Origin of the sequence: Nocardiopsis baichengensis YIM 90130 (genome assembly GCF_000341205.1) — a bacterium.
GTDB classification, from domain to species: Bacteria; Actinomycetota; Actinomycetes; order Streptosporangiales; family Streptosporangiaceae; genus Nocardiopsis_A; species Nocardiopsis_A halophila.
Genome location: NZ_ANAS01000019.1, coordinates 196,156 through 221,876, shown reverse-complemented (window position 1 = coordinate 221,876; position 25,721 = coordinate 196,156). Strand labels below are relative to the sequence as shown.

Here is a 25,721-nt window from a genome sequence, read left to right as displayed (position 1 = left end):
CACCCGCGCGCGTGGCGGCCGGTGCCGGTCCTGCCAGCTTACGGCGTCACAGGGCGCACCGTGACCAGGCGCGGCCGGGGCGGGAGGGGCGCTAGAGGGGGGCCTGCTCGCCGCCGCTGCTCCCGAGCGTCCCGTAGAGCCAGGTGACGGCCTCGCCGAAGCCGAAGTCGAGGAGCGAGACGTAGCCGACCATGATGACAACGAAGACGATCACGACGATCGTGTAGGTGATGAGCTCGCGGCGCGTAGGCCAGCGGACCTTGCGCAGCTCCCCGACGACCTGGCGGGTGAAGGTCACCGGACCGGTACGACGCTGGGGCTCCTTGCCGGGCTTGGCGTCGGCGTTGGTCTGAGTCACCAGAGGTCCTTAGTGTCGGGTCCGATGCGCACCTCATCCACATCTGTCCTTGCAGGGCAGGAGGGACTCGAACCCCCAACCGCCGGTTTTGGAGACCGGTGCTCTACCAATTGAGCCACTGCCCTTCGCGGCGTCCGCGCGGTACCCACCATAGCCGGTTCCGCGCCCGGATGCGCACCCGGAGCCACCGCTCCGCCGTACGCGTCCGCCCCGCCGGGTCGCCTGAGTCTATTGCCTATCGGCCCTGCGGGCCAACCCGAGCGGGCCGGACCCGCTCACCGCGTGCAACGATGGGCCCATGAGTGACCGACCTCGTATCTCGCAACGCATCGGCGGCATCTCCGAGTCGGCGACGCTCGCCGTGGACGCCAAGGCCAAGGCCATGAAGGCCGAGGGCCGCCCCGTGATCGGCTTCGGCGCCGGCGAGCCGGACTTCCCGACCCCCGACTACATCGTGGAGGCGGCGGTCGAGGCCGCCCGTGATCCGCGCTTCCACCGCTACACCCCGGCGGGCGGGCTGCCCGAGCTGAAGGAGGCGCTGGCCGCCAAGACGCTGCGCGACTCCGGCTACGAGGTGGAGCCCTCCCAGGTGCTCGTCACCAACGGCGGCAAGCAGGCGATCTACGAGGCCTTCGCCACGCTGCTGGACCCGGGCGACGAGGTCATCGTCATCGCCCCGTACTGGACCACCTACCCCGAGTCGATCAAGCTGGCCGGCGGCGTTCCGCGCTACGTGGTCACCGACGAGTCCACCGGCTACCTGGCCACCGTCGAGCAGCTGGAGCAGGCCCGGACCGAGCGCACCAAGGTGCTGCTGTTCGTGTCCCCCTCCAACCCGACCGGCGCGGTGTACACCCCCGATCAGGTGCGCGGGATCGGCCGCTGGGCGGCCGAGGCGGGCCTGTGGGTGATGACCGACGAGATCTACGAGCACCTCGTCTACGGGGACGCCCGGTTCTCCTCGATGCCGGTGGAGGTCCCCGAGCTGGCCGACCGCACCGTGGTCGTCAACGGCGTCGCCAAGACCTACGCCATGACCGGCTGGCGGGTGGGCTGGGTGATCGGCCCCAAGGACGTCGTCAAGGCCGCCTCCAACCTGCAGTCGCACGCCACCTCCAATGTGGCCAACGTCTCCCAGGCCGCGGCGCTGGCCGCGGTCACCGGCGACCTGTCGGCGGTGGAGCGCATGCGCGAGGCCTTCGACCGGCGCCGCCGCACCATCGTGCGGATGCTGGGCGACATCCCCGGCGTGGTCTGCCCGGAGCCGCAGGGCGCGTTCTACGCCTACCCCTCGGTCAAGGGGCTGCTGGGCAAGGAGATCCGCGGCGTGCGGCCGCAGGACTCCGCCGAGCTGGCGAAGCTGATCCTGGAACAGGCCGAGGTCGCGGTGGTCCCCGGCGAGGCCTTCGGCACCCCGGGCTACCTGCGGCTGTCCTACGCGCTCGGCGACGCCGACCTGGCCGAGGGCGTGGGCCGGATCCAGAAGCTGCTGGGCGAGGCCGCCTGAGCCGCCCACCGGCCGCCGGACCCGACGCGACGCGCCGCACGCCCTCCTCCGGGGCGTGCGGCGCGTCTCATTTCGCACGAGGCACCGGGCGGCGCCCGCGCCGATACGGCACCATTGCGTCATGGAACGCCCCATCGCGCTGCTGCCGAAAGCCCATCTGCACCTGCACTTCACCGGCTCCATGCGCCACTCCACGCTCGTGGAGCTCGCCGCGCGGCACGGGGTCCACCTCCCCCAGGCCCTGGCCGAGGAGTGGCCGCCGCACCTGAGCGCGGCCGACGAGCGCGGCTGGTTCCGGTTCCAGCGGCTCTACGACATCGCCCGGTCGGTCCTGCGCGAGCCGGAGGACATCCGCCGGCTGCTGCGGGAGGCGGCCGAGGACGAGGCGGCCGCCGGGGCGCGCTGGCTGGAGATCCAGGTCGACCCCAGCGGGTACGCCGCCCGGTTCGACGGTCTCACCGCCGCCCTGGAGCTGGTCCTGGACGCGGCCCGCGCCGCCGAGCGGGAGACCGGGGTGCACATCGGGCTGATGGTGGCGGCCAACCGCACCCGGCACCCGATGGACGCCAAGGCGCTGGCGCGCCTGGCCCGGCAGTACGCCGACAAGGGCGTGGTGTCCTTCGGGCTGAACAACGACGAGCGGCGGGGGCGCGCCCTGGAGTTCGAGGGCGCCTTCCGCATCGCCAAGCGCGCGGGGCTGCTGTCCGCGCCGCACGGGGGCGAGCTGCAGGGGCCGCGCAGCGTGCGCGAGTGCCTGGACGAGCTCGCCGCCGACCGCGTCGGCCACGGGGTGCGCGCCGTGGACGACCCCTACCTGGTGGAGCGGATCGCCACGCAGGGGGTGACGCTGGAGGTGTGCCCCTCCTCCAACGTGAGCCTGGGCGTGGTCTCCGACGTGGCGCACGTGCCGCTGCGGCGGCTCTTCGACGGGGGCGTCCCGATCGCCCTCGGCGCCGACGACCCGCTGCTCTTCGGGCCCCGGCTGGCCGAGCAGTACGAGATCGCGCGGTCGGTCTTCGGGTTCGGCGACACCGGGCTGGCGGAGCTGGCGCGGATGTCGATCCGGGGGTCGGGCGCGCCGGAGTGGCTGCGCAAGGAGATGCTCGCCGGGGTGGACGAATGGCTGTCCCGCTCCCCCGGGGAGCCCGGCGCGCGGGAGGGGGCGTCCGGAGGCGGCACCGGTCACAGCCCCGACAGCGTCAACGCGCCCTGAAGCGTCATCGCGCCCCCGGCCAGGAAGAACAGGACGGCGGCAGCGATCTGCACGGCCCGCTCGGGGAGTTTCTTGCCGAGCACCGCCCCCAGGGCGATGGCGATGGCGTCGGCGGCGACCATGCCGACGGTGGAACCGATCCAGACCGGCAGCCAGTGGTACTGGGTGCCCACGGTCACGGTGGCGAGCATGGTCTTGTCGCCCAGTTCGGCGACGAAGAAGACGGTGGCGACGGTGAGGAAGGCCGACCGGACCCGCCGGGAGGCGGCGCGCCGCTCGTCGGCCTCGGTCATCTCGTCGCCGCGCAGGGTCCACAGCCCGAACCCGATGAAGGCCAGGCCCGCGATGAGGGTGACCCATTCGGTGGGGACCGCCAGGCCGGCGGCCTCGGCCAGCAGGACGCTGAGCCCGTGCACCGCGACGGTGGCGGCGGTGATCCCGGCCAGGACGGTCCACCAGCGGTAGCGGCTGGCCAGGGAGAGCGCCACCAGCTGCGTCTTGTCTCCCATCTCGGCGAGGAACACCACCACGGTGCCCGCCGCCAGCGCGGGGAGGAAATCCATTCGGTCCGCCTTTCGCCCGGTGGGCCGGGGCGCGAGGGGACGCCCTTTCGGCCCGGTGGCGTCCGTTACCGGGCCGAAGGTCTCGTCCGCCCGTGCGGCGGGCTCCCGCGGCCGGGCCGGGCACGGGGCCCGGCCAGTGTGTCGACGGCGGGGATTGGGGACTACTCCCCTTCGGCTGTTTCGACCCTAGGACGGGCGAAATTCCGAACACAATTCATGGAGACGCCTTCCCGCGAGTGGGAAATTCGGCGAAGAATGAAGTTGGCCGCCCCCAACTTCCTTTTTGGGAGGGGCGGGCGGGGCCGCGCGGGTCAGAGCCGCACGCCCACCATGACGGGCTCGTTGACCAGCGTGACGCCGAAGCGGTCGGCCACGCCCGCGCGCACCTCGCGCGCCAGGGCGAGCAGGTCGCCGGTGGTGGCGCCGCCGGGGTTGGTCAGGGCCAGGGTGTGCTTGGTGGAGATCCGCGCCGGCCCCGAGCCGTGGCCCTTCGAGAAGCCGGCCTTGTCGATCAGCCAGGCGGCGGAGGTCTTGACGCGGCCGCCGGCCTCGGGGAAGGCGGGCGGCTCGGCGCCGGGGCCGAGGAGGTCGGCGGCGCGCTTGCGCAGGTCCTCGAACTCGGCCTCGGTGAGGATCGGGTTGGTGAAGAACGAGCCGGCGCTGCGGGTGTCCGGGTCGTCGGGGTCCAGGACCATGCCCTTGCCGCGGCGGAGCTCCAGCACGGCGGCGCGGGCGTCGGCGGCGGGGACCCGCTCGCCCTGCCCGACGCCCAGGCGCCGGGCGAGCTCGGCGTAGGCCACGGGGGCGCTGAGCGCGGAGGACTCCAGCTCGAAGACGACCTCGCAGACCACGTAGCGGTCGGAGCCCTTGAAGACGCTGTCGCGGTAGGCGAAGCCGCACTCGGCGGGGGCCATGGCGCGCCGCTCGCCGCGCTCGCGGTCGTACACGACGACCTCGGCGACGGTCTCGGAGACGGACTGCCCGTAGGCGCCGACGTTCTGGATGGGGGTGGCGCCCACCCGCCCGGGGATGCCGGAGAGGCATTCGACGCCGCTGAGGCCGTCGGCGACGCACCGCTCGACGAGCCCGTCCCACTCCACGCCGGCCTCGGCGCGCACCCGGACGGTGCCCTCGGCGCTCCCGGCCTCGGTCCGCACCCCGCCGGTGCCGACCAGGACCACCGTGCCCGCGAAGCCCTCGTCGGCGACGACGAGGTTGCTGCCGCCGCCGAGCACCAGCAGGGGGCCGCCGGCGGCATCGGCCTCGGCGACGGCGGCGGTGAGCTCACCGGTGGTGGCGGCGGAGACGAACCGGGCGGCCGGGCCGCCCAGGCGCAGGGTGGTGTGGTCGGCCAGCCGGACACCGGCGGCGGGTGCAGCGGACACGGGGATCCCTCTCAGAGGCTGTCGGACGACCGGACATCACCGGCCGGCCCTTTCGCGTTGATCTCGGGGAAGTCGGCCTTATCAGGACCCTCTCAAGGCCGACTTCCCCGAGATCAACAACGCGGGGTCGATCAGGCGAGGCGGACGACGACGGTGGGGCGGGCCAGCACCCGTGTGCCGCCCGAGCGCACGGTCAGGGCGACGAGGACCTGGTTGTCCCCGCGCTTCTCCTTAACGACCCCGGAGACGGTGATCTCGGCCCCCTCGTCGTCGTCGGGCACCACCACGGGGGCCGAGAAGCGGGTGCCGTACTCCACGACCGCGCCGGGGTCGCCGACCCAGTCGGTGACCAGGCGCACGGCCTCGGCCATGGTGAACATGCCGTGGGCGATGACGCCGGGCAGGCCGACCGCCTTGGCGGTGCGGTCGTTCCAGTGGATGGGGTTGAAGTCGCCGGAGGCCCCGGCGTAGCGGACCAGGTCGACGCGGCGCACGGGGAAGGTGCGCTCGCCGAGCTCGGTCCCGGCCTCGACCTCGTCGTAGCGGACGGCGGCGGTCACGCGTCCCCCTCCTTCGCCTCGGACGTCGCCCCGGCCCCGTCCGCGGCGCCGCGGACCACGAGCATGTTGACCGCGGTGACCACGTGGGCGCCCTCGGGGTCGGTGATCTCGCTCTCCAGGGTGATCAGCTCGTTGCCCGCGAGGCTGCGGATGTCGGTGATCCGGGTCACCGCGTCCAGCACGTCCCCGGCCCGCACCGGCCTGGTGTAGCGGAAGCGCTGCTCCCCGTGGACCACCATGGAGAAGTCCAGGCCCAGCTCGGGGTCGGTGACGGCGCGCCCGGCGCCGGCCATGCCCAGCACGATGGGGAACGTGGGCGGCGCCACGACGTCGGGGTGGCCCTCGTCGCGGGCGGTGGCCGGGTCGCTGTAGAGCGGGTTGGGGTCGCCGACGGCCTCGGCGAACTCGCGGATCTTCCCGCGGGTGACCTCGTAGGGCTCGGGCGCGGGGTAGGCGCGGCCGAGGAAGGCACGGTTGATCGCCATGGGCTCCTTCTCTCACACGTATGGCCCAGCGAGCCGGGGCTCACTGGGCCATGTGCGCTGCTCTTCCGCGGTTAACGGGTCTCGCGGTGCTCGTTGTGCCGCCGGCAGTTGGGGCAGAACTTCTTCAGCGAGAGACGGTCGGGGTGGTTCCGACGGTTCTTCCGCGTGATGTAGTTGCGGTGCTTGCACTCCTGGCAGGCCAGGGTGATCTTCGGCCTCACGTCAGTGGCAGCCACGTCGGAGTGCCTTTCTGCTGGTGACGGTGAACACTGAAAAAGACCCGCGATGACCCCTGACAATGGACAGGGGCCGTGCGGGTAGTAGCGGAGGCCGGACTTGAACCGACGACACAGCGATTATGAGCCGCTTGCTCTACCGACTGAGCTACTCCGCCGCGACGGTCCGGGAAACGGACCTCACTGGGTGAGGATACCCGTCTCTCGACCCGGCCGGGAGGGATCATGGCCCCCGCCGACCGTCCACCTGAGTGGGGAAGGAACCTCATCGAGGTGGTAGAGCCCCTTTACGGAATCGAACCGTAGACCTTCTCCTTACCATGGAGACGCTCTGCCGACTGAGCTAAAGGGGCACGCTCCTGCGGCTTCTCCCCTTCCGGGGTTCCGCCCTTGCGTTGGTCATGACTATACAGGCCTCTGGGGGTGCTCTGCCAAATCGGGAGGCGCGACCCGGACGTTGGACAGCGAATCGCGCTCGATGGCGCGCAGGTCGGCGGGGAGCCCCAGCCTCCTGAGCGCGTCCGGAAGCCGCGTGTCGTGGGTGAACACGACGATCTGCCGGTGCGCGCCGACCTCGGCCAGCACCCCGGCCAGACCCTCCACCGTCTCGGTGTCCATGGCCTGTACGGGGTCGTCCAGGAGCAGGAACCCGAAGGGGTTGCCGGCGGCCAGGGTGCGGGGCAGGCAGATGGACAGTGCGAGCGCCTGGAACTCGCCCTGGCTGAGCAGCCCGGGGGCGTTGCCCTCCCCCTCGGCGCCATCGACCGCCACGTCCACGGCCACGCGCCGGCGGGCGCCCCGCCCGACCAGGCGCAGCGACTCCAGGTCGATGTGGCGCTCCTGGCGCAGCCGCTGCCAGACGTGCTCGGTCTGCGCGGCCAGCGGGCGCAGCCGCTCGTCGCGGATCTCCTTGGCCGCGGCGGAGAACCAGTCCAGCGCCTCGTGGGCGGAGACCAGGAGCCCGTCGGCCTTGACCGCCGCGCGCGCGTCCTCCACCCAGGCGGCGAGCATCTCGGCGTACTCGCCCCAGTCCCCGGCGGGGTCGTCCAGGCGCCGCCCGGCGTCCTTGCGGGCGGCCAGGGCGGCCGAGCGCAGGCGCCGCCCGGTGCTCTCGATGTGCTCGGCCAGCTCCACCAGGTCGGTGATGCCGGCGCCTTCCTCCCACTCGCTCCAGATGCGCCCCAGATCGCTCTGTGCGGGCAGCCAGGACGGCTTGGGGGCCATGAGGAACCGGGCCTGGTCCCGGGCGGCCTCGGCACGCTCGTAGGCCGCCGAGGCGCTCTCGGCGACCGGCCGCAGCCGGTCGATCTCGGCCCGGGCGCGCCGCACCCACTCCTCGCCGAGGGCGCCCTCCGCGCCGCAGGCGGGGCAGGCGGAGTCGGCGGGGTGGCGCTCGTGGTGCTCCAGGGCGCGGGAGAGCAGGTCGGCCACGCCGCGGGCGCGGTCGCCCTTGGTCCCGGCGGCCATCGCCAGCTCCATGGCGGCGCCGCGCAGCTCGTTGACCACGTCGGCGATCAGGGAGCGCTCGGGCACCGACAGCCGCCGCAGGCGGCGCAGCACCCGCTCGGCCTCGGGGTCGGCGGGGCCGTCGTCGGCGGCCAGCGCGGCCAGCCGCTCCAGGTCGGGGGCGCCGGGGCCCTGCTCGCCGAGGAGCTCCACGGCCCGCGCGGCGCGCCGGTCGGTGGCCTCGCCGAGCCGCGCCAGCAGGTGGTCCAGGTCGCGGCGCGGGCGGTCGCGCAGCCGGGCCAGCCGCGAACAGGTCTTGGCCAGGCCCCGCTCGGCGTCGGCCAGTCCGGTCAGGCCCAGGACCGCGGTGAGCGTGTCGTAGAGCTCGGCGGCCCGGCCGTTCACGGCCCGGCCGAGCTCGTCGTAGGAGAGGAAGGGGCGGTAGCGGTCCAGGTCGGGGCCCCAGCCCAGGGAGCTGAGCGGGCCGGAGGAGCCGTCGGGCAGCTCGACGCGGCCGCGGGCGGAGCGGACGCTGTCGCCGTCCCACACCCGGGTGGCGCGCAGGGGGCCGTCGGCCCCGGGTGCGGCCAGCGTGACGGTGACCTCGGTGCGCTCGGGGTGGTGCAGGTTGCGCCAGCCGTCCCGCCAGGCGGTGGGCATGGCGTCCCAGCGCAGGTTGCGGCCGGTGAGGGCGGCCTCGGCGGCCTCGGCGAAGCTGGACTTGCCCGACCCGTTGCGGCCGACCACCACGGTCAGCCCGGGGCCGGGCGTCAGCTCCAGCGCGGCGGGGCTGCCGATTCCCCGGAAGCCCTGCACCCCGATGCGGGAGAGGAAGACCGGGCGCGGCACGGCCCCGGGGTCGCGCTGCGGCTCGGGGGCGCCGTGCAGGACCTGGGAGGGCTCGGGGGCGGGGCCGCCCCCGGCGAGGGCCTCCAGCGCCTCTTCGCCGCTCAGGGCCGCCAGCACCCAGCCGCGGGCCCCGTTGTCGAGGGGGGAGCGGGCGAGCAGGCCCAGCACCGCGGCGGCGGTGGCCGCCCCGTCGGGCGGCGGCGGTTCCTCGGCGAACGTCTCAGCGCCGGTGGTCAGCGTCGTCACCACACCCGCCTCCGTCGTCGGTTCCGGTACGAAGGGACAGTATGCGCGTTCGGGGCGTACCGGGTCAGCCCGGGGGCCGCCCGTCCCGCCCGGTCCGGGCCCGGCAGGCGGATCCCGGGGAGGGGCACGGGAGGACGGGCCCGGAGACACGGGGCCGGAGCATACCGAGCACGCCCGGCGCGCGCGGCCGGAACGGCGCTCCGCCCCTCAGGCCCCGACCATGCGTCTGCGGGTGCCGTCCCAGGTGAAGTGCAGGGTGGCGATGCCCGGTTCGGACGGGTCGCGCAGGCACTCGTAGACGTGCAGGCTCGGCACGCTGGCGAAGCAGCCCCAGACCCGCTCCGAGGTGAGCACGAAGTCCAGGTCCAGCTCCACCAGCAGGCCCAGCAGGCGGCCGTGGGTGGGCTCGTCGACCTTGGCGAAGGCGTCGTCGAGCAGGATGAGCCGCGGCGCGTGCGGCGCGCTCTTGGCCAGCGAGTCGTACTGGGCCGCCGCCGCGGCGAACAGCACCAGGTAGGCCACCACCCGCTGCTCTCCCTGGCTGAGCCCGGTGCGGTGGCTCAGCCGCCGCTCCCGGTCCGGGCGGGCGGCGTCGGTCACCCGCACCTCGAAGGAGAACCACGACCGGTAGTCCAGCGCCTGGCGGAGCTGGGCGCCGCCGGTGGCGGTGGGGTCCAGCCGGCGGATGGACTCGATGCAGCGGCGCAGCGCGTCCCGCAGCCGGGTGGTCTCCACCCGGCTGCGCCGGTGCGCGGGCCGGGCCAGCAGCGGCACCACCGCGCGCACGTCCTCGTCGGCGTCGGGGGCCAGGTCCCAGCCGATGCGCACGCCGATGCCCTGGGAGGTGGTCACCCCCTCCAGCACCCCGTTCATGGCCGCCACCAGCTCGCGGGCCTCGTCGATGCGGCGGGCCAGGTGCTCGGCCAGCTCGCCGAGCAGGTGGCGCTCGTAGGCCTCCTCCTCGCGCAGCAGGGCCGCCTCCTCGGCCTCGGCGCGCATCCGCTCCAGCCGGGCGGCGTACGCGCTCACCCCGTCGGCTCCGGAGTCGTCGTGCACGGTGACCCGCTTGACCCCGTGCACCTCGGCGACAGAGGTGCGGGCGGCGGCGTACCGGCCCAGCGCCTCGTGCAGCTCCTCGCGGCGGCGCAGCAGCCCGCTGTCGTCGACCTCCTCGGCGCCGGCGCCGCCCTCCAGGCCCTTCTCCAGCGCCGCGACCAGCTCCTCCAGCGCGGCCAGCCGCTCGTCCTCGCCGGCCCCGGGCTCGGCGCCGCCCTCCAGGGCCGGCGCGGCCTCCTCCAGCCCGGCGGCGGCGAGCAGGTCGGTGTCGGGGGCGCCGTCGGCGCCGCACAGCGCGGCGCGCAGCCGGTCCCCGGCGGCCAGCGCCCGCTCGGCCTGCCCGGCGCGCTCGGCCGCGGCGGCGGCGAGCCGGGTCTCGGCGGCGATGCGCTCGTCGCGGGCGCGCTGGGCGGCGCGCTCCAGGTCCGGCACGCGGGCGGCGGCCTCGTCCATCCGGCCGCGCACCTCGTCCACGGCGGTGCCCAGGCGGTCGGGGTCGGCGGCGCGGGCCCGGTCGGTGAGCTCGATGTCCCGGCGCACGGTGATCATGTCGCCGATGGCGGCGGTGCGGGCGTCCTCGGCCACCACCCGGTCGGCGCGGGCCTGGCGCCAGTCCTCCACCGCGACGCGGTGCTCCTCCAGCAGCGCGGCCAGGTCGCGCAGGTCGCGCAGGGCGGCGGCGGTGCGCACCCGCAGGCCCTCCACGGCGGCCCCGGTGGCGGCGGCCTCCCCGGGATCGGTGGGCAGCGACGCGGCCTCGGCCTCCTCCCGCACACGGGTGCGCAGGCCCAGGGCGGTGCCGCGGGCGTCCTCGGCGGCCTCCTGGGCGCGGTCCCGTTCCTGCAGGGCGGCGTCCAGCCAGGACCGGGCGGCCTCCAGGGCGGCGCGGGCGCGGTCCGGCCCGGCGGGGCCGGGAAGCTCGCGGGCGGCGGCCACCAGGCGGTCCTGGGCGCGCTCGGTCTCGGCGCGGCGCTCGCCCGCCTCGGCGAGCAGCGCCTCGGCGATGTCGATGCGCCGGTCGACGTTGGCCAGGCGGCGGTCGCGGGCGGCGGCCCGGGCGTCGGCGCCGATCCGCTCGGGGGCGACCGGCAGCTGCCCGGCGGCGCCGGAGGCCACCCCCAGGCGCCAGCGGCCGTCCACGGAGACGGCGCAGGCGGCCGGGGGCCGCTCGCCGTCGCGCAGCCGGCGGTGCCGGGGCGCGGGGTCGCCGGCCGGCCCGCCCTCGGCGGGCAGCAGCGCGACCGAGGACAGCAGCGCCTCGACCCGGTCCCGGGGCACGCCGTACTCCTCGGCGGCGCCCTCGGCGACCCGGAGCACGTCGAGCAGGCCGGCGCCGTCGGCGGGGCGGCCAGGCACCAGCACGGCCCCGTCCAGGGCGCCGTCCCCGACGCCGTGGGCGGTGCCGTCGGGGGCCAGGCGGGCGTCGAGCAGCCCGGAGGCGGTCAGGGCGGCCTCCAGGCCGACCTTCTCGGCGTCGCTGAGCCCGTCGGCGAAGTCGACCAGCAGGTACAGCGGGGTGCCGTCCGGGCCGGCGTCGGCGGCCCGGCGCTTGCGCTCGGAGAGCTCGTCCAGCTCGGTGACGAGCTCGCGCTCCTCGCCCAGGGAGGTGTCCCGGCGCGCGCGCAGCTCCTTGAGCAGGTCGTCGACGAGGGCGTGGGCGGCCTGCTCGACCCGGGCGCACAGGTCGGCGTCGACCGCCTCTCCCCCGCCGGGCGGCAGGTGGACGAGCTCCTCCAGGGCGGAGGCGGCCCCGGCGGCCTCGGGGAAGTCCTCGGCGAGGGCCTGGGCCCAGGCGCGGACCCGCTCGGCGTAGTGCCCCCCGGCCTCGCCCAGCGCCCGGACGGCGTCGGCCTCGCGGGCGCGGGCGCGCTCCAGGGCGGCGTCGGCGGCCTCCGCCTCGCCCTCCAGCGCCTCGGCGCGCCGCTCGGCGGCGTCCCGGCGGGCGGCCGCGGCGCCGAGCGCGGTGACGGCGGCGGCCCGCTCGGCGGCCTGGGCCTCGGCCCGGCAGAGCCGGTCGTGCAGGTCGGCCAGGCCGGAGCGGAGCGCCTCCAGGTCGATGCCGGGAACCGGGTCGCGCTCCACGGCGCGCTCCAGACCCTCGAAGTCGACGTGGGTGGTGGACTCGCGGGGGGCGAGCACGGTGTGCACGGGGCGGGGCACCCGGCCGAGCAGGGCGGGGTCCATGCCGGCGGCGCGGGCCGACTCGGCGGCCTCGGCGTGCAGCTCCTCCAGGCCCTCCAGGCTGCGCTCGACGGCGCCGGTCCCGGTGGCGAGAGCGGCCACCGCCCGCTCTTCGCGGGTGAGCGCGTACCCGGCGGCGGTCCACGCGGCCTCGGCGGCCCGGATGTAGGCGGCGACGGCGGCGTCGCGCGCCTGCAGCTCGCCCTCGGCGGGGGCGGGCTCGGCCCGGCCGGCGGCGGTGAGCGTGGCGGCGTCGGAGGCGGCGGTGTCCCGGGTGCGCCGGCTGCGGTCGCGCTCCTCCTGGGCTGCGGCCTCCTCGGTGACCAGCCGGTCCAGCTCCTCCTCCAGCCGGGCGGCCTCGGCGTCCCGGCGCTGGAAGTCCTCCAGCAGGCCGCGCACCCGGGCGGTGCGGCGGCCGAGCACCCCGTGCAGGTAGGAGCGGTAGCCCTGGAGGAAGGTCCGGACGTGCTCGGCGGCCCCGGTGAGCGCGGTGCGGCGGTCGCGGGCCTCCTCCAGGTCGGCGACGTTGCGGGCGACCTGGTCGAGCACGGCCTCGTCCATCGGCGGCAGGGCCTCGGCCAGCACCGAGACCAGCTCGCCGGCCTCCAGGCGCTCGCCGATGGTGGGGCGGCGGAGCCGGTAGAGTAGGTGGACCAGGTTGCGGTAGCGGACCGGGTCCTCCAGGCCGAACAGGTCGCGCATGACGCGGGCCCGGTAGGCCGGGGCGGAGTCGTAGCAGTCGTCGGCGCCGAGCTCGGCGCGCAGACGCTCGACGGGGACGGGGCGGCCGTCGCGGACCAGCTCCAGGTCCTCGCCGACGGTGCGGCCGGTGACGAAGTACAGCCGGCGGGGCTCCTCCCCGGGCACGGCGGTGACGGCGGCCCCCAGGGTGAGGCGGTCGGGGGAGGCGGGGCCTTCGGGTTCCCCGGCGCCGTCGGTCTCGCCCCGGGCGGCGTCCCGGGCGAACTCGATCCACAGGTAGCCCACACGCGCCGCGGGGGCGCCGTCGGGGGCGCCGGGGGCGGCGTCGCCAGGGGCGGCATCAGCGCCGTCCGCGCCGTCGGCGCCGTCGCCCTCCTCCGCGCGCTCCCCGCGCTCCTCACCGTCCTCGTCGTCGTCCAGGACCGGGGCGCTGCGCCCGTCCTGCATCAGCCAGCGCAGGCTGGTGCGGCCGGTGCCGGTGGTGTCGAGCCGCCGGGCGTCGCCGTCCAGCAGGAACGGCAGCAGCATCTCCAGGGCCTTGGACTTGCCGGCGCCGTTGCGCCCGCGCAGCAGCAGCCGCCCGTCGGCGAAGGAGAAGACCTGGTCGTCGTAGTGCCAGACGTTGTGGATGCCGGCCCGGCGCAGCCGGTGGCGCCGGCGGGCGGAGCGGCCGACGACCGGCAGCGGTGCGGTCACCTGCTCGTCGGCGGACACCTGCTGCTCGGCGGGGCCGGCCGGGTCCGGGGCCGTGCCGGTGTCGCTCATCTACCGCCCTCCGCTTTCGTCGGTGCCGCTGGGTGCGCCCGTGCCCGCCGCGGCCAGAACCGGGCGATCCGGGCCATTGTCCCGGATCCGCGCCCCCTGCGGGCCGTACCGGGCGGCGGCCGCGAGCAGTTCCCACCCCTGTCGGCCGCCTCCGTCCGGCGCCCGCAGCAGCCCGGCCTCGCACAGCCGCCGCAGCACCCGGGCGCGCAGGTCGCGGCGGCCCGGCCCGTCCGGCAGCGCCGCCGCCAGCTCCTCCTCCAGCACCGCCTCGGGGACCTCGGCGGCGCGGGCCGGGGTGGCCGGCGGGCGCACCCGCCCGGCCAGGCCGCGCACCAGCAGAAGCGCGGCGCGGCCCTCCGCGCCCTCGCCGGGCAGCAGGGCCCCGTCCTGGCCGTCGGGCGTGATCAGCGCCACACCCTCGGCGCGGACCTCGGTCTCGCACCCCAGGAGCGCGCCGAGCTCGGCCGCGGCGCGCCACTGGTGGCGGGCGAGTCGGCCGCGCTGGCGCTCGGGCAGGTCCTCCCGGTAGACGACGGCCTGCTCGGCCAGCAGGCGGCGGAGCGCGACCTCGCCGTCGGCGTCGGCCGCGGGGTCGGGGTCGCGGGCGGACTCCAGGAACTCCTCGGGGCCCGAGGCCGAGTGCGGCGGGTGGGCGAGCGCCCGGCGGGCGGCCTCGGCGTCGGCGTCCAGGGCGGCGGCGGGGCGGCTCCCGGCGGCGTAGTCGGCCAGGGCGCCCTCCTCCCGCTCGGCGAGCACCCCCCAGGAGGCCAGGTGGCGCAGGGCGGCGGCGAAGGCGCGGCGCTCGGCGGCGCGCGCCTCGGGGTCGTGCGCCAGCCCGGCCTCGGCGGCGGCGGCGCGCACCCGTTCGGCCACCTCGCCGGTGCCGGTGGAGGCGGCGCACTCGGGCAGGGCGGCCAGGGTGAGGGCCAGGTAGGTGTAGGCGCGCGGGGTGAGCGGGGCGCCGCTCGCCCGGCGCGGCGGCGGGGCGTCCTGCGGCGGGGCGGCCTTGACCAGCCGGGCGTGGTCGGCCTCGACGACCAGCTCGTAGCCCAGGACGCGGCGGAAGCGCTGCACCAGCCAGTCGGAGTGGGCGCGGACGAGCGCCAGGTCGCGGGGGTGGGTGCGGGCGGACAGGACCGGGGTGCGCAGCAGCCGCCGGGCGGCCGCCTGCCGCTCCCCGGTGAGCGCGATGTCGTCGATCATTCCGGGGGCTCCTGCTCGGGACCGTCGTCGGGCCCGTCGCCTGCCGGGGCGTCGGCCGGGGTGTCGTCCGGGACCCGGGTCGTGCGGTAGTCGGTGACCTGGAGCCACAGCCCGTCCAGGTGCAGCTCGCCGTCGGGGGAGGCCAGGGTCAGGCGCGCGTCGGGGGCGGGGCCGGCGTGCAGGCGGACCTCCAGCTCCATGTCTCCGGCGGTGACGGGCGCGCGCTCGGGGTCGCCCGACCCCAGGGCGGCGGTGAGCAGCTCCATGAGCACGCCCGCGGCGGCGGGGTCGAGCGCGATGCGGGCGCCGCCTTCGGTGCGCTGGGCCAGGGCGCGGTGCACCTCGGCGGCGGCGGCGCGGCGCCAGTGCGCGCGGGACTCGGCGGCGGCGTGCAGCGCGGCCCGCTGGGCGGAGTGGTCGGCGGCGGGCTCGGTGGGCACGGGGCCCGCGGGGCGCGGCGGCGCGGCGTGCGCGCGGGGGGCGTTCCACCAGCTGCCGGTGGCCGGGGCCGTCTCGTCGCCGGCGCCGCCGAGGCGGCGCGCGGGCCAGGCGGCGAAGGCCGCGGCGTAGAGCGCGTCGGCGCGCGCGGTGTCGGCGGAGTCGAACCACCGGGCCAGCCGCAGGAGGGCGGCGCGCCCGTGCCGGCCGGTCGCCCGCCCGCTCCCGGCCGCCTCGTCCACTGCTGAGTCACCCATCACTTCAGCAGCCTAAAGACCCCCGGCGACCGCCGTGCCCCGATTGCCCGTCCCGGTGCCCGCCGGGCGGCCGAAATCACGCCGGTGAGCTGGGGGTTATGCGCACCTTGGGAATTATGCGGGGCCGATGCGGGCGTCGGCCGGGGTGCCGGGCGGGGTGCCGGTCGTCCGGCCGTGCCGGATTCCGGCGTCCGGGGCATGAGGAGGGCATCAGGGGATGCATGAGGGGCGCCGAGGCCGATGCTTGAGCCGACGCGGGGTCTGGCCCCTCGTCCTGACGGACACGGACCGACGGGCACGCATGGGCACGGAGCGCGCGGGCGGGGCCCTCCGGGGAGGGCGGCGGTCGACCGGCCACGGACGTTCCGCCCGCGCCCGCAGGCGTTCAGGCAGGCCTCATCAGGGATCCGGCCGTCGCCCGCCGGCCCTACGGCCCGAGAGGCGGGTGCTTCCCGGACCTGCTCGACAGCTGCCGGGGCTCTCGCGATCCAGGCGAAAGGGCAACGACGGAGCAGCAGGTGCCCCGCTCACGCCCGCTTGCCGGGCGCCGGGTCCGTGGTGCGGACGGGCGGTCGGGCCCGTGCATCGAGAGTGGCGATATCGCCACCCGATGTGCGATCGCGTGGTGACATCACCACGATCGATGGCCCCGCCCGCCCGGGGCGGGCGGGCTCGGTCACGGGCGCATCAGCCTGCCGCCGTCGGCCTCCTCCATGGCCTGCCGCTCCTCGTCGGGGAGCTCGTCGGTCTCACCCACCTCGTAGGCGGTGAAATAGCTCTTCCCGTCGAACTCCTCCGGATCGGTCAGCTCGACCGGGACCCGGTACGGGTCGTTCTGGCACTGCGGCAGGCACCAGGTGCCGGACAGGTCGCCCTCGCCGACGGCCCGCTCGGTGCCCCACTCGCTCCACTCCAGGTCGTTGAAGGCGGTGAACTCCGATGCGGTGAGGTCCTGCGGCTCCTGGTCGGTGGAGCCCTCCTCGTCGCCGTGGGTGTTGAAGACGTAGGCCTCTCCGCCGTCGCGGGTCCCCCCGGCCGGCGACGGGTCGACCCCCCCGGTGGTCTCGGGGGTGGGCTGCTGGGCCGCGCCCCCGCCCGCGCCGCACCCCGCGGCCAGGGCGACGGCGGCCGCTCCCGCCGCGGCGGTGATGGTGCGTGTCGGCTTCATGGGGTCCTCCCTCGGAACGCCGAGCATCGTCACTCACCGTAATCCTACGTGCGGCTTCGCCGGATTCGCCGGATGCCGCCCTGCGCGGCCCCGATCCGCCCGCCGCCCGCCCCCTGTACCAAGCAAGCGTTAGGTGCTATATCTGGCCCATGGAGACCGCCCACTGGCTGGCCCGCGGCCCCGACGGGCCGCACCTGGTCGGCAGCCGATGCACCGCCTGCGGCGCCGTGGCCTTCCCGCCCGACCCCGACCACTGCCGCGACCCGCACTGCCCCGGCGGGCCGACGGAGGAGGCGCCCCTGCCCCGCCGCGGCCGCGTCTGGTCCTTCACCGACTGCCGGTACCGGCCGCCGCCCCCGTTCGTCCCGCCCACCGACCCCTTCGAGCCGTTCGTGCTGATCGCCGTCGAACTGGACGGCCCCGGCCCCATCGTGCTCGGCCAGGCCCCACCCGGCACCGACCTGTCCGCCCTGCGGGTGGGCCTGCCCGCCGAACTGGTCGAGGGCACGGCCGCCGGGCCCGGAGGCGAGCGCCACCCCGTATGGCACTGGCGGCCGCTGCCCGCGGACGGACCGCGGGAGGAGGACCGGTGAGCGGCGGAGAGGTGTGCGTCATCGGCACCGGCATGCACCCGTGGGGCAAGTGGGGGCGCCCCTTCACCGAGTACGGGGCGGTCGCGGCGCGGGCCGCCCTCGCCGACGCCGGGACCGGCCCCGGTGAGGTCGACTTCGTCTCCGGCGCGGCCACCGTCCGGGGCGGCTATCCCGGGTTCGTCGCCGGGGCCGTCTTCGCCCGCGCCCTGGGCTGGCGGGGCCAGCAGGTCGCCAGCTCCTACGCCGCCTGCGCGTCCGGCGCCCAGGCGATCGCGGCCGCCCGCGCGCGGCTGCTCGCCGGGCTGAGCGACACGGCGCTGGTGGTGGGGGCCGACTCCGCCCCCAAAGGCTTCCTCGCCCCGCTGGGCGGCGACCGCCCCGACGACCCCGACTGGCTGCGCTTCCGCCTGCTCGGGGCGGCCAACCCGCTCTACTTCGCGCTGGCCGCCCGGCGCCGGATGGAGCTGTACGGCGCACGGCCCGAGGACTTCGCCGCGGTCAAGGCCAAGAACGCCGCGCACGGATCGGCCAACCCCCGGGCCCGCTACCGGGCGCGCACCACCCCCGAGGAGGTGCTGGCCTCCCCCGTGGTCGCGGACCCGCTGCACCTGCTGGACGTCTGCGCGACCAGCGACGGCGGGGCCGCGCTGGTGCTGGTGCGCGCCGAGGACGCGCGGCGCCGCGGCGCCGGCCCGGTGCGGGTGTCCGGGCTGTCGGCGGCCGTCCCCGCCTACCCGGTGGCCGAGCCGGAGATGCCCTACCTGGCGGGCGACCCGCCCCGGCGCGGGGACGGGGGCCGGGACGCGGGCGCCCCGCGCTTCCGGGCGGCCAATGCGCACGCGGCCTACGAGGAGGCCGGCGTCGGCCCGGAGGACCTGGACCTGGCCGAGGTCTACGACCTGTCGACCGCGATGGAGCTGGACTGGTACGAGGAGATCGGGCTGTGCCCGCGCGGCGGCGCCGAGAAGCTGCTGCACGAGGGGGCGACCCGGGTGGGCGGGCGGATCCCGGTCAATCCCGGCGGCGGGCTGGCGAGCTTCGGCGAGGCCGTCCCGGCCCAGGGGATCGCCCAGGTGTGCGAGATCGCCGACCAGCTGCGCGGACGGGCCGAGGCCGGGCGCCGGGTGGAGGGAGCGCGGGTCGGGATCGCGGTCAACCAGGGGCTGTTCGGACACGGGTCGGCCACCGTGCTGACCCGCTGAGCACCCCGGGCGCGCACCGCACGCGAACGGGCCCCCTCCCCGGAGCGGGGAAGGGGCCCACGAGCCGACCGGCGGCGGTCCGGGCGGCGGCGCTCCGGCGGTCGCGGCCGCGCGCCCGGATCACGCGTCAGTGGCGGTAGCCGTCACCCTCGTCGACGACGGTCTGGACCGGCCCGTTGGTGCAGTCCTCGGTGGTCTGCGGCGACAGGACCGGCACCGCGGCGCCGAGCACGCCGACGTTGGCGTTGCAGACCTGCACGGGCAGAACCTGCAGGTTCTGGTTGAACGTCTGGTCGGTCGCCTGAGCCGGGGCCGCCATGAGGACGGCGCCGGCCGCGGCGCCGACGAGCATGCCGGCGACGGTGGCCTTACGCAGCATCTGCGTCTCCCTACTTGACGAGCGTGGAGATCGCGCCGTTGGTGCAGGCGCCCGTGGACTGGGGCGACAGCACCGGGACGGCGAAGCCGATCGCGGCACCGACGTTGGCGTTGCAGACCTGCGCGGGGATGCCCTGCAGGTTGGAGTTGAAGTCCTGGTCGGTGGCCTGGGCCGGGGCGGCCATCAGGACGGCGCCGGCCGCGGCGCCGACGAGCGCGCCGGCGACGGTGAACTTGCGGATCATGGGTGATTCCTCTCGCTACTCGACGATCGTCGAGATGGGGCCGTTGGTGCAGTCGCCGGTGGTCTGCGGGGACAGGATCGGCACCGCGGCGCCGAGCACGCCGACGTTGGCGTTGCAGACCTGGACCGGGACGACCTGCAGGTTCTGGTTGAACGTCTGGTCGGTCGCCTGGGCGGGAGCGGCCATCATGAGCGCGCCCATGGCGGCGCCGGCGACCAGGCCGGCGGCGGAGATCTTGCGGATCATCAGGTCGTTCCTTCCTAGACGAGCGAGGAGATGGCGCCGTTGGTGCAGGCACCGGTGGTCTGCGGCGAGACGACCGGCACGGCCGCGCCGATGGCGGCACCCACGTTGGCGTTGCAGACCTGCGCGGGGATGCCCTGCAGGTTGGAGTTGAACTCCTGGTCGGTCGCCTGGGCCGGAGCGGCCATCAGGAAAGCGCCCATCGCGGCACCCGCCACCAGGCCGGCGGCGGAGATCTTGCGGATCATCGGATTTCCCCTCTGGAAAAGTATGTCTGGAATCGTCACCCGTTATCGGGTGCTGCCGCTCTAGCCGACCTTCGTCAGGATCGGGCCGTTGGTGCAGTCACCGGTGGTCTGCGGGGACAGGACCGGGACGGCCGCGCCGAGCACACCGACGTTGGCGTTGCAGACCTGGATCGGCACGCCCTGCAGGTTGGAGTTGTACTCCTGGTCGGTGGCCTGGGCCGGGGCGGCCATCAGAACGGCACCCATGGCGGCGCCGGCGAGCAGGCCGGCGGCGGTCAGCTTCTTCATTGCGATTCCCCCGGAAGATTCCCTAAGGAGGCGGATAGATAAGGGCGCGCCGTGCGGACGCTCCCCCGCGGTGGACGTGAGTAATCATGGGGCTACGCAGCGTATTTTGTCAACGCCGAAACGGCGGATTCAAAATGTCCACTTCACCCTTCTTCGACCATGGCTCCGCAATGCGGAGGGAATGGGAAGAGAAAACGCGGCGCCATTTCCGGCATTCCGGGTGCCCGCGTCGGGGCCACGCTCCGCCGGGGACGGGGGCGCGGCGCCGGGCCAGGCGGTCGGGACGCCCGGCGCCGGGGGCGCCAGACGGCGCGCGGGAGGATTCGGACCGCTACGGGCCCGGACACGCGGCAGTCGCGCCCGCCCACGGGCGCACTGCGGGTTTCGGTCATGCGCATATCCGGGCCACGCCGACGGCGGGCGGTCATCGGCCCAGGGGGACGCGGCGCGCAGCGTTCAGCTCCGGCACGCCGGGCGTGCCGAAGGCAGCCGAGGGCCGAAGAGACACGGGAGGGCCCCGACGGGGCCGGAAGGCGTGTCCGCGCGACGGATCCGGCGGATCACAGGCGGGCGGGAGCTCGCACGAATCGCGTGCCACTGCTCCCATTGCACCGCTCGAACGCCCGAGAACGGGTCCAGCGTACACAGCTCCTCACCCGAACGCCCGCCGTTCCGGAGCTTTCCGGTGCTCCCCGTCCCGCTCGGCCGCTCAGCCGCGCCGGCGCTCGTCGCGCCGCGCGATCAGCTCCTCGACCGGGGTGGGAAGCGTCGTCTCGAAGTCGAGCAGCTTGGCCCAGGTCGGGGTCACGAGGATCCGGACCATGCTGTCGTAGAGCGAGCGGACCTCGGCCTCCCACTCGACCCGTTGTCCGGCCGTCATCGTGGAGGAGTCGCTCATCTGGAGGAACTCCTCGGGGATCCCCTCGACGGGGTCCAGCTCGGCCCGTCCGCGGATCAGCAGGACCTGGGGCGGGTGCACCTCGGTGTCGATCGTGAGGGCGACCGCCGGGTTGCGGCGCAGGGACACCGGCTTGGGGGCGTTCGGCGTCGTGCACATCACCACCTGCGACCCGTTCCAGGTGAACGGGATCGGCACGTTCCTGGGCGTTCCGTCCTTGGCGACATAGGCGAGGCCGGTCACGTCACGGGCCAGGAGCCCCCGGCTGATCGGACGGTTCAGGACCCGGGCGACCTCGTCCGGCTGCATGGTCGGCATTCTCGTCCCTCTGCCTCGGATCTCGGCGATGAGACCTCATCGGGGAACGACGGGGTCGGTCATGGTGACGCACGACGCGGCGGGAACTCATCGCCCGGCCGTCATGCGGAGATCCCTCGGAGGGGGCCACGCCGCCCGAGGAACGACCGGCGGCGCCGGGGACCGTCACCGCGCATTCGCCGCAGAAGGCCGTCTGCGGCGGGACACGCCCGGACGCCGCCGGACCGAACGAAAACGCCCCCTGCCAGCCGAACCGCTGGTCAGGGGGCGTTCTCCGTGGGTGGCAGGTGCAGGGTTCGAACCTGCGTAGGCTGAGCCGGCAGTTTTACAGACCGTCGCGCAACCCGCCTGGAACTGCGGCGATGCCCGACCGCGGCGAACCAGTCCTGCTCGGCGGCGGCCTAGTCCACCAGGCGGGCGATGTGGCGCCATCCGGGGCGCGGAAGCACTGCCTGGTCGGCCTGCACCGTCACCGCGCAGGGCAACCGGTGGGCCTCCAGGAACGCGCGAAACCCGCCCTCGCGCCCGTACACCCTCGTCGGCGGCCACCCGGACCCGGCCTTCGGGCAGGTCGGGCAGCGCGCGGTCGATGATGCGCATGGCCAGGCGGGGCTCGGTCGCGAACCCGGTCACATCGGGGATGTGCGCGGCCCGCCAGCGCTGCGGGTCGTCGGTCCACTCCTTGGGCAGGTAGAGCTCGCGCTCGATGAGCGCCTGGCCGCGGGCGGTCGCCCAGGCGGCCAGCACCCCGACCCGGCAGGGGAACATCCCGCCCAGGGAGCCGGTGAACCGGCGGGCCACCCCGGCCGAGGCGCGGCCCTTCACCCCCGTTACTCCCCGTCTGAGGTCACGTGGCCGCGGCCGGGAGCGCGTCCCGGTGTCCGGCCACGGGGGCGGCCGGGCGGTCCTTGAAGGACCTGATCCCCTGACGCGGGAGATTCTCGGTCATGCGGCGGTGAGGTGGCTGGTGGACACATCGAACACGGTGTCGCAGGCGTCGCGCACCGCGTCGTTGTGGGTGGCGATCACCACCGCGCACCCCTCACGGGCCATCTCACGCAAGGTGTCGATGACCATGCCACCGTTGGCAGCGTCGAGCGCGCCGGTCGGCTCATCGGCCAGCACCAGGCGGGGTTCCTTGACCATCAGCCGGGCCAGCGCCACCCGCTGCTGCTCACCGCCGGACAGAAAGTGCACCCTGTCCTTCTCCCGCCCGTCCAGGCCCACCCGCTCCAGCGCCCGGGTGTAGTCGGGACGCGTGCCGCGCCGACGCGCCACGTCCAGGTTGGCCCGGATAGTGGCGTTCTCGATGAGCGCGTAGTTCTGGAAGAGGTAGCCGAGCTTGTCACGGCGGAACCGCCGCTGTCTTCCCGGGCCTAGGCGGGTCACGTCGGTGTCCTCGAACAGGATCCGGCCGCCGCTGGGGCGCTCTAGCAGGCCCATGCAGTTGAGCAGGGTGGTCTTACCCGATCCGCTGGCCCCGACCAGTGCGAGCATCCGCCCGGCTTCCACGGTCAGATCCAGGTTCTCCCACAGGGTTCGGGGGCCGAAGGACTTGGACAGGTTCTCCATGGTGAGCATGTGACGGGTTCCTTATCTCACTATGCGGCCCTCAGGCCTGAGAGGCGCCCTCACGGACGATACGGCGGTGGAAGAGGACCAGGGTGGCCAGGACGAGGGCGAGGGCGACCGCAGCGACACCTGCGGCCACGAGCGGCTCAGTCCCGGTGGTGCCGATCGCCTCGGGCGAGAAGGTCTCGGGATTGCGCCGCAGGGCGAGCCGGTTCAGCGTCCACCAGGTCGCCCAGCCGACGAAGCCGGCCATGACGCAGGTCTCAGCCAGAAGCATCCGGCGATGAGTGGCGGCGAACGTCCATCCACTGATGTGCCGGGCGAAGATGTTCTGGGCACGGGTGCGCACGTAGATCAGGCAGGCGGCGAGTCCGGTGAGTGCCACAACCACAGCGAGGGCAGCCAGATTGGCAGCGCGGATACGCAACTCGGACAGGAGTTGGTCGTGTTGGTCGGCGGCGGCCAGCGCGACGGGCTGGAGCCCGTTGACATAGGCCGACAGCGGCTCCTGGGCGATGGCCGTTTCCACGTCGGTGGGGTCCCGGAACAGCAGGTGCCCCTGGGAGGCACGGTGAGCGTAGCTGGACGCGGGCAGCATCCCGTTCGGGATCACGACGATGACGGGGTCGTCGAGCAGAGGCGTCGTTGTGAGGTCAGCAAGGTCGGTTCTGCCGTAGGTGAAGGCCTGCTGCCCGTCGGCCAGCGCGAGTACCTCGATGTCGACGGTGTCGTCGTCGCGCGTCTCGAAATCCAGCCACCCCTGCACTCCCTCAGCCAGGGTGGGGGCAAGGTCCGCGCGCGATTCGGGAACGAGGATGCGCACACTCTCGCCGGGGCCGTGGCGTTCCCCTTCCGGGGAGAAGAGCTCCTGCTCTCGCAGGTAGGTGTCGTTGACCAGCAGCGTCTCGAAGTCCGGATACGGAGAGCCAGGCGGCACGTACTGATCGGCCTGCCCTGGGCTCGTCAGGATCGTGCGTCCGTCTGCGTCGGCCTCACGCAGCCACGGTCCGACGTCCGTCTCGAAGGCCTCCTCCATCTCCTCGACCCGAACGCTGCCGAGGAACTTGATCTGGGAGGTGTCGCCCGCCTCGGCGAAGTGGTCGAACCCGTCCTGTGAAGCGTCCACCTCGCGAGCGGAATCCGCCAAGGCGACGATCGCTCCGAAGGCCAGGACCAGCACGGCGATACGGACGGTGTAGGTCGCCACGATGGTCGATCGGACGGGGAGCCTGCCCTTGAGCGCGCTGAGCACGTCGGACAGGTGCAGCATCCCGAGCGCGAGCGCGTGCGCGGCCAACGCGACCACCGTCAAACCCGCGACCAGGGATCCGGTGAGAGCGGCGAAAGCGCCCAACTGCGCCCAGCCGTTGTAATAGCCGAGGAAGGTGAGCACGAGCACGGTGACAGCGAGAGCGGCGGCCGCCCACACGCGTACGACCCGCCAGAGGTCGCAGCCGAGGATGCGCAGGTAGGAGTGGCCGTTGAGCCGCGCCACACCGTAGAACCTAGCGCTCAGCAGCACACCAGAGCCGACGACGACCGCAATACACAGGGCCGCGGTCACCAGCGCATTGAAGAGGTCGCCCTTCAAGAGGTAGTCACCCCGGTGAGGCATCCGTTCACCGTCGTTGAGAACGAGATCACCTGTCAGCCCGACGTCGGCGAGCGCGCCCTGAACAGTGGACACATCATCCTCATCGCCGAAGATCAGGTAGTTACCCCGTGGATCAGCGAGGGAGAGATCCGAGAATGAATGTACTTCGGTGCGCATTGCCGGACTGAAGTCCGGGTACCCGTTCTCCAGCCATTCAGCACCCGGCCCGGCCGGATCTCCAGCGGCAATGTAGAAGTGGCGTACATTCCCTGGGTCACGCAGGTCGGAGATTTCGAGAATGATCGTGCTTCCCGTCGTTTTGGCCACCCCCTCGACTGCAGTGGAGACCTCCGCGACCGTGGAGATATCACTATTCTCCCTGACCCATATCATGTGCGGGTCACCAGCGGTAAAGTCTCGACCCGAGAGGGCCATGACGAGGAAGACAAGAACGACGGACAGCAGGAGGGGAATAATGTAGCCGAAGGCGATGTTGCGATGCAGCACGGGTCTCGTTCAGGATGGTTTCGCGGCGGTCCGCCGACCGGCGTAAAGGTCGGCGGACCCTGTCTGTTTCAGCGCGTCAGCAGCTGTTCCTCCAGTACGACTTGTCGATGATGGGCCACGGCCTGTCCGGAGCGGAGGCACGCGCTGTAACCCCGGCTCTGGTATCACCGGACGAGTTGTAGTACTCCCCCTGGACTGACGATCCGTGGCAGACGGATCCGTGATAGTAGTTCGAGTAGACTCTGCCATTAGCGGTGCCGTGGTCCCAGGCTCCGCCACCGACATTGTCGGCGGCAGCGGAGGCGACGCCAACGGCTCCGCCAGCGATTCCTGCAGCCGCCAGCGCCGCAACAGTGACGCGCTTCATCATTTTCTTCATGATGGATTTCCCGATCCGATTTAGAGGACTTCGCAGGGGGTTTCCTGCGAAGATTCGAACCAGGAGCGAAGCTAACATAACCGCGAGTAGCTCATCAATCCCAAACGACTCGTAAAGGCCAATACTAGCCCCCTTCCCTCATGCTCCACCTGCGAGTTCTCGTCACGCGACGTATTCGGGGCCGGATCCGGCCCCATAAGAAAAAGCACGTCAGAAGCGATTTTCATGCAGCATTCGATCACCGTGGCCAGGTACAGCCATCCTTATCCCGGCGAGCTTCGACCGCCATCCTCGTGGCGCGTTCGCGCTGCGCATCGGGATAGTTCCTCGGTGCTGCCATGACTCTCAGCCTTCCCGGGGTTGAGAGCCTCCATCACACCCGGGACGAAACAAAGGCGTCCTCGATATCGAACCGGCGAGACAGGCCCACCACAGCTCGTCCACCTGCGCCTGCCCCGCCCCCTGGCCGAGGGGTGCTGCCAGAGCGGCTCGGGAGTCCGACGGCGGAACGGCGCCTGCGCGTGCAGACAGAACAGGGGCCCTCGATCACCGGTAGCTCCCCCGGGTAGCAGCCCCACACCGAGCGATGCGTCAGCCTCGGATGCATCCGGCCCCCAGGACCGGCTGGCGCCCGCGCC

General features: G+C 74.2%; 25 protein-coding genes and 3 tRNA genes. 4 read left to right on the top strand and 24 right to left on the bottom strand.

All coding sequences use genetic code 11. The annotated features are described in order from the left end of the window. Positions 1-91: 91 nt before the first annotated feature. Together secE and C892_RS0116295 are read right to left on the bottom strand one after the other, a co-directional pair. Entirely contained in the window at positions 92-358 is a 267-nt protein-coding gene (secE, locus tag C892_RS0116300) for a preprotein translocase subunit SecE (protein ID WP_017558073.1), read from the bottom strand. 52 nt (positions 359-410) lie between these two features. After that, a tRNA-Trp gene (locus tag C892_RS0116295) sits at positions 411-483 on the bottom strand. A 173-nt stretch (positions 484-656) separates the two neighbouring features. Here C892_RS0116295 and C892_RS0116290 point away from each other — a divergent pair. Both C892_RS0116290 and C892_RS0116285 read left to right on the top strand, forming a co-directional pair. Next, entirely contained in the window at positions 657-1,865 is a 1,209-nt protein-coding gene (locus tag C892_RS0116290) for a pyridoxal phosphate-dependent aminotransferase (RefSeq protein ID WP_017558072.1), read from the top strand. Between the two features lie 121 nt (positions 1,866-1,986). Continuing rightward, on the top strand, positions 1,987-3,078 hold the full coding sequence (locus tag C892_RS0116285) for an adenosine deaminase (RefSeq protein WP_017538036.1): 1,092 nt from the start codon (positions 1,987-1,989) through the stop codon (positions 3,076-3,078). Here the strand turns inward: C892_RS0116285 and C892_RS0116280 are convergent. From C892_RS0116280 to C892_RS0116225, 12 genes are all read right to left on the bottom strand, one after another. After that, on the bottom strand, positions 3,048-3,641 hold the full coding sequence (locus C892_RS0116280; RefSeq protein WP_017558071.1) for a TMEM165/GDT1 family protein: 594 nt from the start codon (positions 3,639-3,641) through the stop codon (positions 3,048-3,050). The genes C892_RS0116285 and C892_RS0116280 overlap by 31 nt on opposite strands. A gap of 311 nt (positions 3,642-3,952) precedes the next feature. Continuing rightward, positions 3,953-5,026 carry a UDP-N-acetylmuramate dehydrogenase gene (locus C892_RS0116275; RefSeq protein ID WP_017558070.1) on the bottom strand — a complete coding sequence of 358 codons (1,074 nt, stop codon included), beginning with the start codon at positions 5,024-5,026 and terminating at the stop codon, positions 3,953-3,955. A 131-nt stretch (positions 5,027-5,157) separates the two neighbouring features. Next, positions 5,158-5,586 carry a MaoC family dehydratase gene (locus C892_RS0116270; protein WP_017558069.1) on the bottom strand — a complete coding sequence of 143 codons (429 nt, stop codon included), beginning with the start codon at positions 5,584-5,586 and terminating at the stop codon, positions 5,158-5,160. Next, positions 5,583-6,071, bottom strand: a complete 489-nt coding sequence (locus C892_RS0116265; RefSeq protein WP_017538040.1) for a MaoC family dehydratase N-terminal domain-containing protein — start codon at positions 6,069-6,071, stop codon at positions 5,583-5,585. The genes C892_RS0116270 and C892_RS0116265 overlap by 4 nt, the downstream gene beginning before the upstream one ends. Before the next feature lie 71 nt (positions 6,072-6,142). Beyond that, positions 6,143-6,307 carry a 50S ribosomal protein L33 gene (gene rpmG, locus C892_RS0116260; RefSeq protein WP_026124401.1) on the bottom strand — a complete coding sequence of 55 codons (165 nt, stop codon included), beginning with the start codon at positions 6,305-6,307 and terminating at the stop codon, positions 6,143-6,145. Positions 6,308-6,392: 85 nt separating this feature from the next. Then, positions 6,393-6,465 (bottom strand) — tRNA-Met (locus C892_RS0116255). Between the two features lie 122 nt (positions 6,466-6,587). Further along, a tRNA-Thr gene (locus C892_RS0116250) sits at positions 6,588-6,660 on the bottom strand. A gap of 52 nt (positions 6,661-6,712) precedes the next feature. Further along, positions 6,713-8,851 carry an AAA family ATPase gene (locus tag C892_RS0116245; RefSeq protein ID WP_017558068.1) on the bottom strand — a complete coding sequence of 713 codons (2,139 nt, stop codon included), beginning with the start codon at positions 8,849-8,851 and terminating at the stop codon, positions 6,713-6,715. 204 nt (positions 8,852-9,055) lie between these two features. Further along, positions 9,056-13,552 (bottom strand): TIGR02680 family protein, encoded by a 4,497-nt coding sequence (locus C892_RS0116240; RefSeq protein ID WP_017558067.1) that lies wholly within the window; start codon positions 13,550-13,552, stop codon positions 9,056-9,058. Beyond that, entirely contained in the window at positions 13,553-14,755 is a 1,203-nt protein-coding gene (locus C892_RS0116235; protein WP_017558066.1) for a DUF2398 family protein, read from the bottom strand. It lies immediately after the preceding gene. Beyond that, a complete protein-coding gene (locus C892_RS0116230) occupies positions 14,752-15,450 on the bottom strand; it encodes a DUF2397 family protein (protein ID WP_239647412.1) in 699 nt (232 codons plus the stop codon). The genes C892_RS0116235 and C892_RS0116230 overlap by 4 nt, the downstream gene beginning before the upstream one ends. Before the next feature lie 676 nt (positions 15,451-16,126). Further along, positions 16,127-16,618 carry a hypothetical protein gene (locus C892_RS0116225; RefSeq protein WP_017558064.1) on the bottom strand — a complete coding sequence of 164 codons (492 nt, stop codon included), beginning with the start codon at positions 16,616-16,618 and terminating at the stop codon, positions 16,127-16,129. 149 nt (positions 16,619-16,767) lie between these two features. On the opposite strand from C892_RS0116225, the gene C892_RS0116220 reads away from it, so the two are divergent. Then, on the top strand, positions 16,768-17,211 hold the full coding sequence (locus C892_RS0116220) for a Zn-ribbon domain-containing OB-fold protein (protein WP_017558063.1): 444 nt from the start codon (positions 16,768-16,770) through the stop codon (positions 17,209-17,211). After that, positions 17,208-18,413, top strand: coding sequence for a lipid-transfer protein (locus tag C892_RS0116215; protein WP_017558062.1), 1,206 nt, complete (start codon positions 17,208-17,210; stop codon positions 18,411-18,413). Before C892_RS0116220 ends, C892_RS0116215 begins: the two co-directional genes overlap by 4 nt. Positions 18,414-18,540: 127 nt before the next feature. On the opposite strand, the gene C892_RS0116210 is transcribed toward C892_RS0116215, so the two are convergent. The 10 genes from C892_RS0116210 to C892_RS30675 all read right to left on the bottom strand — a co-directional run bounded on the left by C892_RS0116210 (position 18,541) and on the right by C892_RS30675 (position 25,071). Beyond that, entirely contained in the window at positions 18,541-18,792 is a 252-nt protein-coding gene (locus tag C892_RS0116210) for a cousin-of-CoaP protein (RefSeq protein ID WP_017538049.1), read from the bottom strand. A 10-nt stretch (positions 18,793-18,802) separates the two neighbouring features. Next, on the bottom strand, positions 18,803-19,036 hold the full coding sequence (locus C892_RS0116205; RefSeq protein WP_017558061.1) for a cousin-of-CoaP protein: 234 nt from the start codon (positions 19,034-19,036) through the stop codon (positions 18,803-18,805). 15 nt (positions 19,037-19,051) lie between these two features. Further along, a complete protein-coding gene (locus C892_RS0116200; RefSeq protein ID WP_017558060.1) occupies positions 19,052-19,282 on the bottom strand; it encodes a cousin-of-CoaP protein in 231 nt (76 codons plus the stop codon). A gap of 14 nt (positions 19,283-19,296) precedes the next feature. Beyond that, entirely contained in the window at positions 19,297-19,527 is a 231-nt protein-coding gene (locus C892_RS0116195; RefSeq protein ID WP_017538052.1) for a cousin-of-CoaP protein, read from the bottom strand. A 60-nt stretch (positions 19,528-19,587) separates the two neighbouring features. Continuing rightward, on the bottom strand, positions 19,588-19,815 hold the full coding sequence (locus C892_RS0116190; protein ID WP_017538053.1) for a cousin-of-CoaP protein: 228 nt from the start codon (positions 19,813-19,815) through the stop codon (positions 19,588-19,590). 709 nt (positions 19,816-20,524) lie between these two features. Continuing rightward, positions 20,525-21,031 carry a pyridoxamine 5'-phosphate oxidase family protein gene (locus tag C892_RS0116185; protein ID WP_239647411.1) on the bottom strand — a complete coding sequence of 169 codons (507 nt, stop codon included), beginning with the start codon at positions 21,029-21,031 and terminating at the stop codon, positions 20,525-20,527. Positions 21,032-21,196: 165 nt separating this feature from the next. Then, positions 21,197-21,799 carry a transposase gene (locus C892_RS32800; protein ID WP_449406520.1) on the bottom strand — a complete coding sequence of 201 codons (603 nt, stop codon included), beginning with the start codon at positions 21,797-21,799 and terminating at the stop codon, positions 21,197-21,199. 177 nt (positions 21,800-21,976) lie between these two features. Then, the gene (locus C892_RS0116175) at positions 21,977-22,612 is read right to left on the bottom strand and encodes an ATP-binding cassette domain-containing protein (RefSeq protein ID WP_017558057.1); all 636 of its coding nucleotides are present in this window, start codon (positions 22,610-22,612) and stop codon (positions 21,977-21,979) included. 31 nt (positions 22,613-22,643) lie between these two features. Then, positions 22,644-24,704, bottom strand: a complete 2,061-nt coding sequence (locus C892_RS0116170; RefSeq protein ID WP_017558056.1) for a bacteriocin-associated integral membrane family protein — start codon at positions 24,702-24,704, stop codon at positions 22,644-22,646. 76 nt (positions 24,705-24,780) lie between these two features. After that, on the bottom strand, positions 24,781-25,071 hold the full coding sequence (locus C892_RS30675) for a lactococcin 972 family bacteriocin (RefSeq protein ID WP_239647420.1): 291 nt from the start codon (positions 25,069-25,071) through the stop codon (positions 24,781-24,783). Between the last annotated feature and the right edge of the window lie 650 nt (positions 25,072-25,721).

Excerpts from the sequence above, each read along its gene's own strand:
- C892_RS0116290 (WP_017558072.1), top strand. The coding sequence starts at position 657 with ATGAGTGACCGACCTCGTATCTCGCAACGCATCGGCGGCATCTCCGAG.
- C892_RS0116285 (WP_017538036.1), top strand. The coding sequence starts at position 1,987 with ATGGAACGCCCCATCGCGCTGCTGCCGAAAGCCCATCTGCACCTGCAC.
- C892_RS0116280 (WP_017558071.1), bottom strand. The coding sequence starts at position 3,641 with ATGGATTTCCTCCCCGCGCTGGCGGCGGGCACCGTGGTGGTGTTCCTC.
- C892_RS0116265 (WP_017538040.1), bottom strand. The coding sequence starts at position 6,071 with ATGGCGATCAACCGTGCCTTCCTCGGCCGCGCCTACCCCGCGCCCGAG.
- C892_RS0116240 (WP_017558067.1), bottom strand. The coding sequence starts at position 13,552 with ATGAGCGACACCGGCACGGCCCCGGACCCGGCCGGCCCCGCCGAGCAG.
- C892_RS0116235 (WP_017558066.1), bottom strand. The coding sequence starts at position 14,755 with ATGATCGACGACATCGCGCTCACCGGGGAGCGGCAGGCGGCCGCCCGG.
- C892_RS0116230 (WP_239647412.1), bottom strand. The coding sequence starts at position 15,450 with ATGGGTGACTCAGCAGTGGACGAGGCGGCCGGGAGCGGGCGGGCGACC.
- C892_RS0116225 (WP_017558064.1), bottom strand. The coding sequence starts at position 16,618 with ATGAAGCCGACACGCACCATCACCGCCGCGGCGGGAGCGGCCGCCGTC.
- C892_RS0116220 (WP_017558063.1), top strand. The coding sequence starts at position 16,768 with ATGGAGACCGCCCACTGGCTGGCCCGCGGCCCCGACGGGCCGCACCTG.
- C892_RS0116210 (WP_017538049.1), bottom strand. The coding sequence starts at position 18,792 with ATGCTGCGTAAGGCCACCGTCGCCGGCATGCTCGTCGGCGCCGCGGCC.
- C892_RS0116205 (WP_017558061.1), bottom strand. The coding sequence starts at position 19,036 with ATGATCCGCAAGTTCACCGTCGCCGGCGCGCTCGTCGGCGCCGCGGCC.
- C892_RS0116200 (WP_017558060.1), bottom strand. The coding sequence starts at position 19,282 with ATGATCCGCAAGATCTCCGCCGCCGGCCTGGTCGCCGGCGCCGCCATG.
- C892_RS0116195 (WP_017538052.1), bottom strand. The coding sequence starts at position 19,527 with ATGATCCGCAAGATCTCCGCCGCCGGCCTGGTGGCGGGTGCCGCGATG.
- C892_RS0116190 (WP_017538053.1), bottom strand. The coding sequence starts at position 19,815 with ATGAAGAAGCTGACCGCCGCCGGCCTGCTCGCCGGCGCCGCCATGGGT.
- C892_RS0116185 (WP_239647411.1), bottom strand. The coding sequence starts at position 21,031 with ATGCCGACCATGCAGCCGGACGAGGTCGCCCGGGTCCTGAACCGTCCG.
- C892_RS32800 (WP_449406520.1), bottom strand. The coding sequence starts at position 21,799 with ATGTTCCCCTGCCGGGTCGGGGTGCTGGCCGCCTGGGCGACCGCCCGC.
- C892_RS0116175 (WP_017558057.1), bottom strand. The coding sequence starts at position 22,612 with ATGCTCACCATGGAGAACCTGTCCAAGTCCTTCGGCCCCCGAACCCTG.
- C892_RS30675 (WP_239647420.1), bottom strand. The coding sequence starts at position 25,071 with ATGAAGCGCGTCACTGTTGCGGCGCTGGCGGCTGCAGGAATCGCTGGC.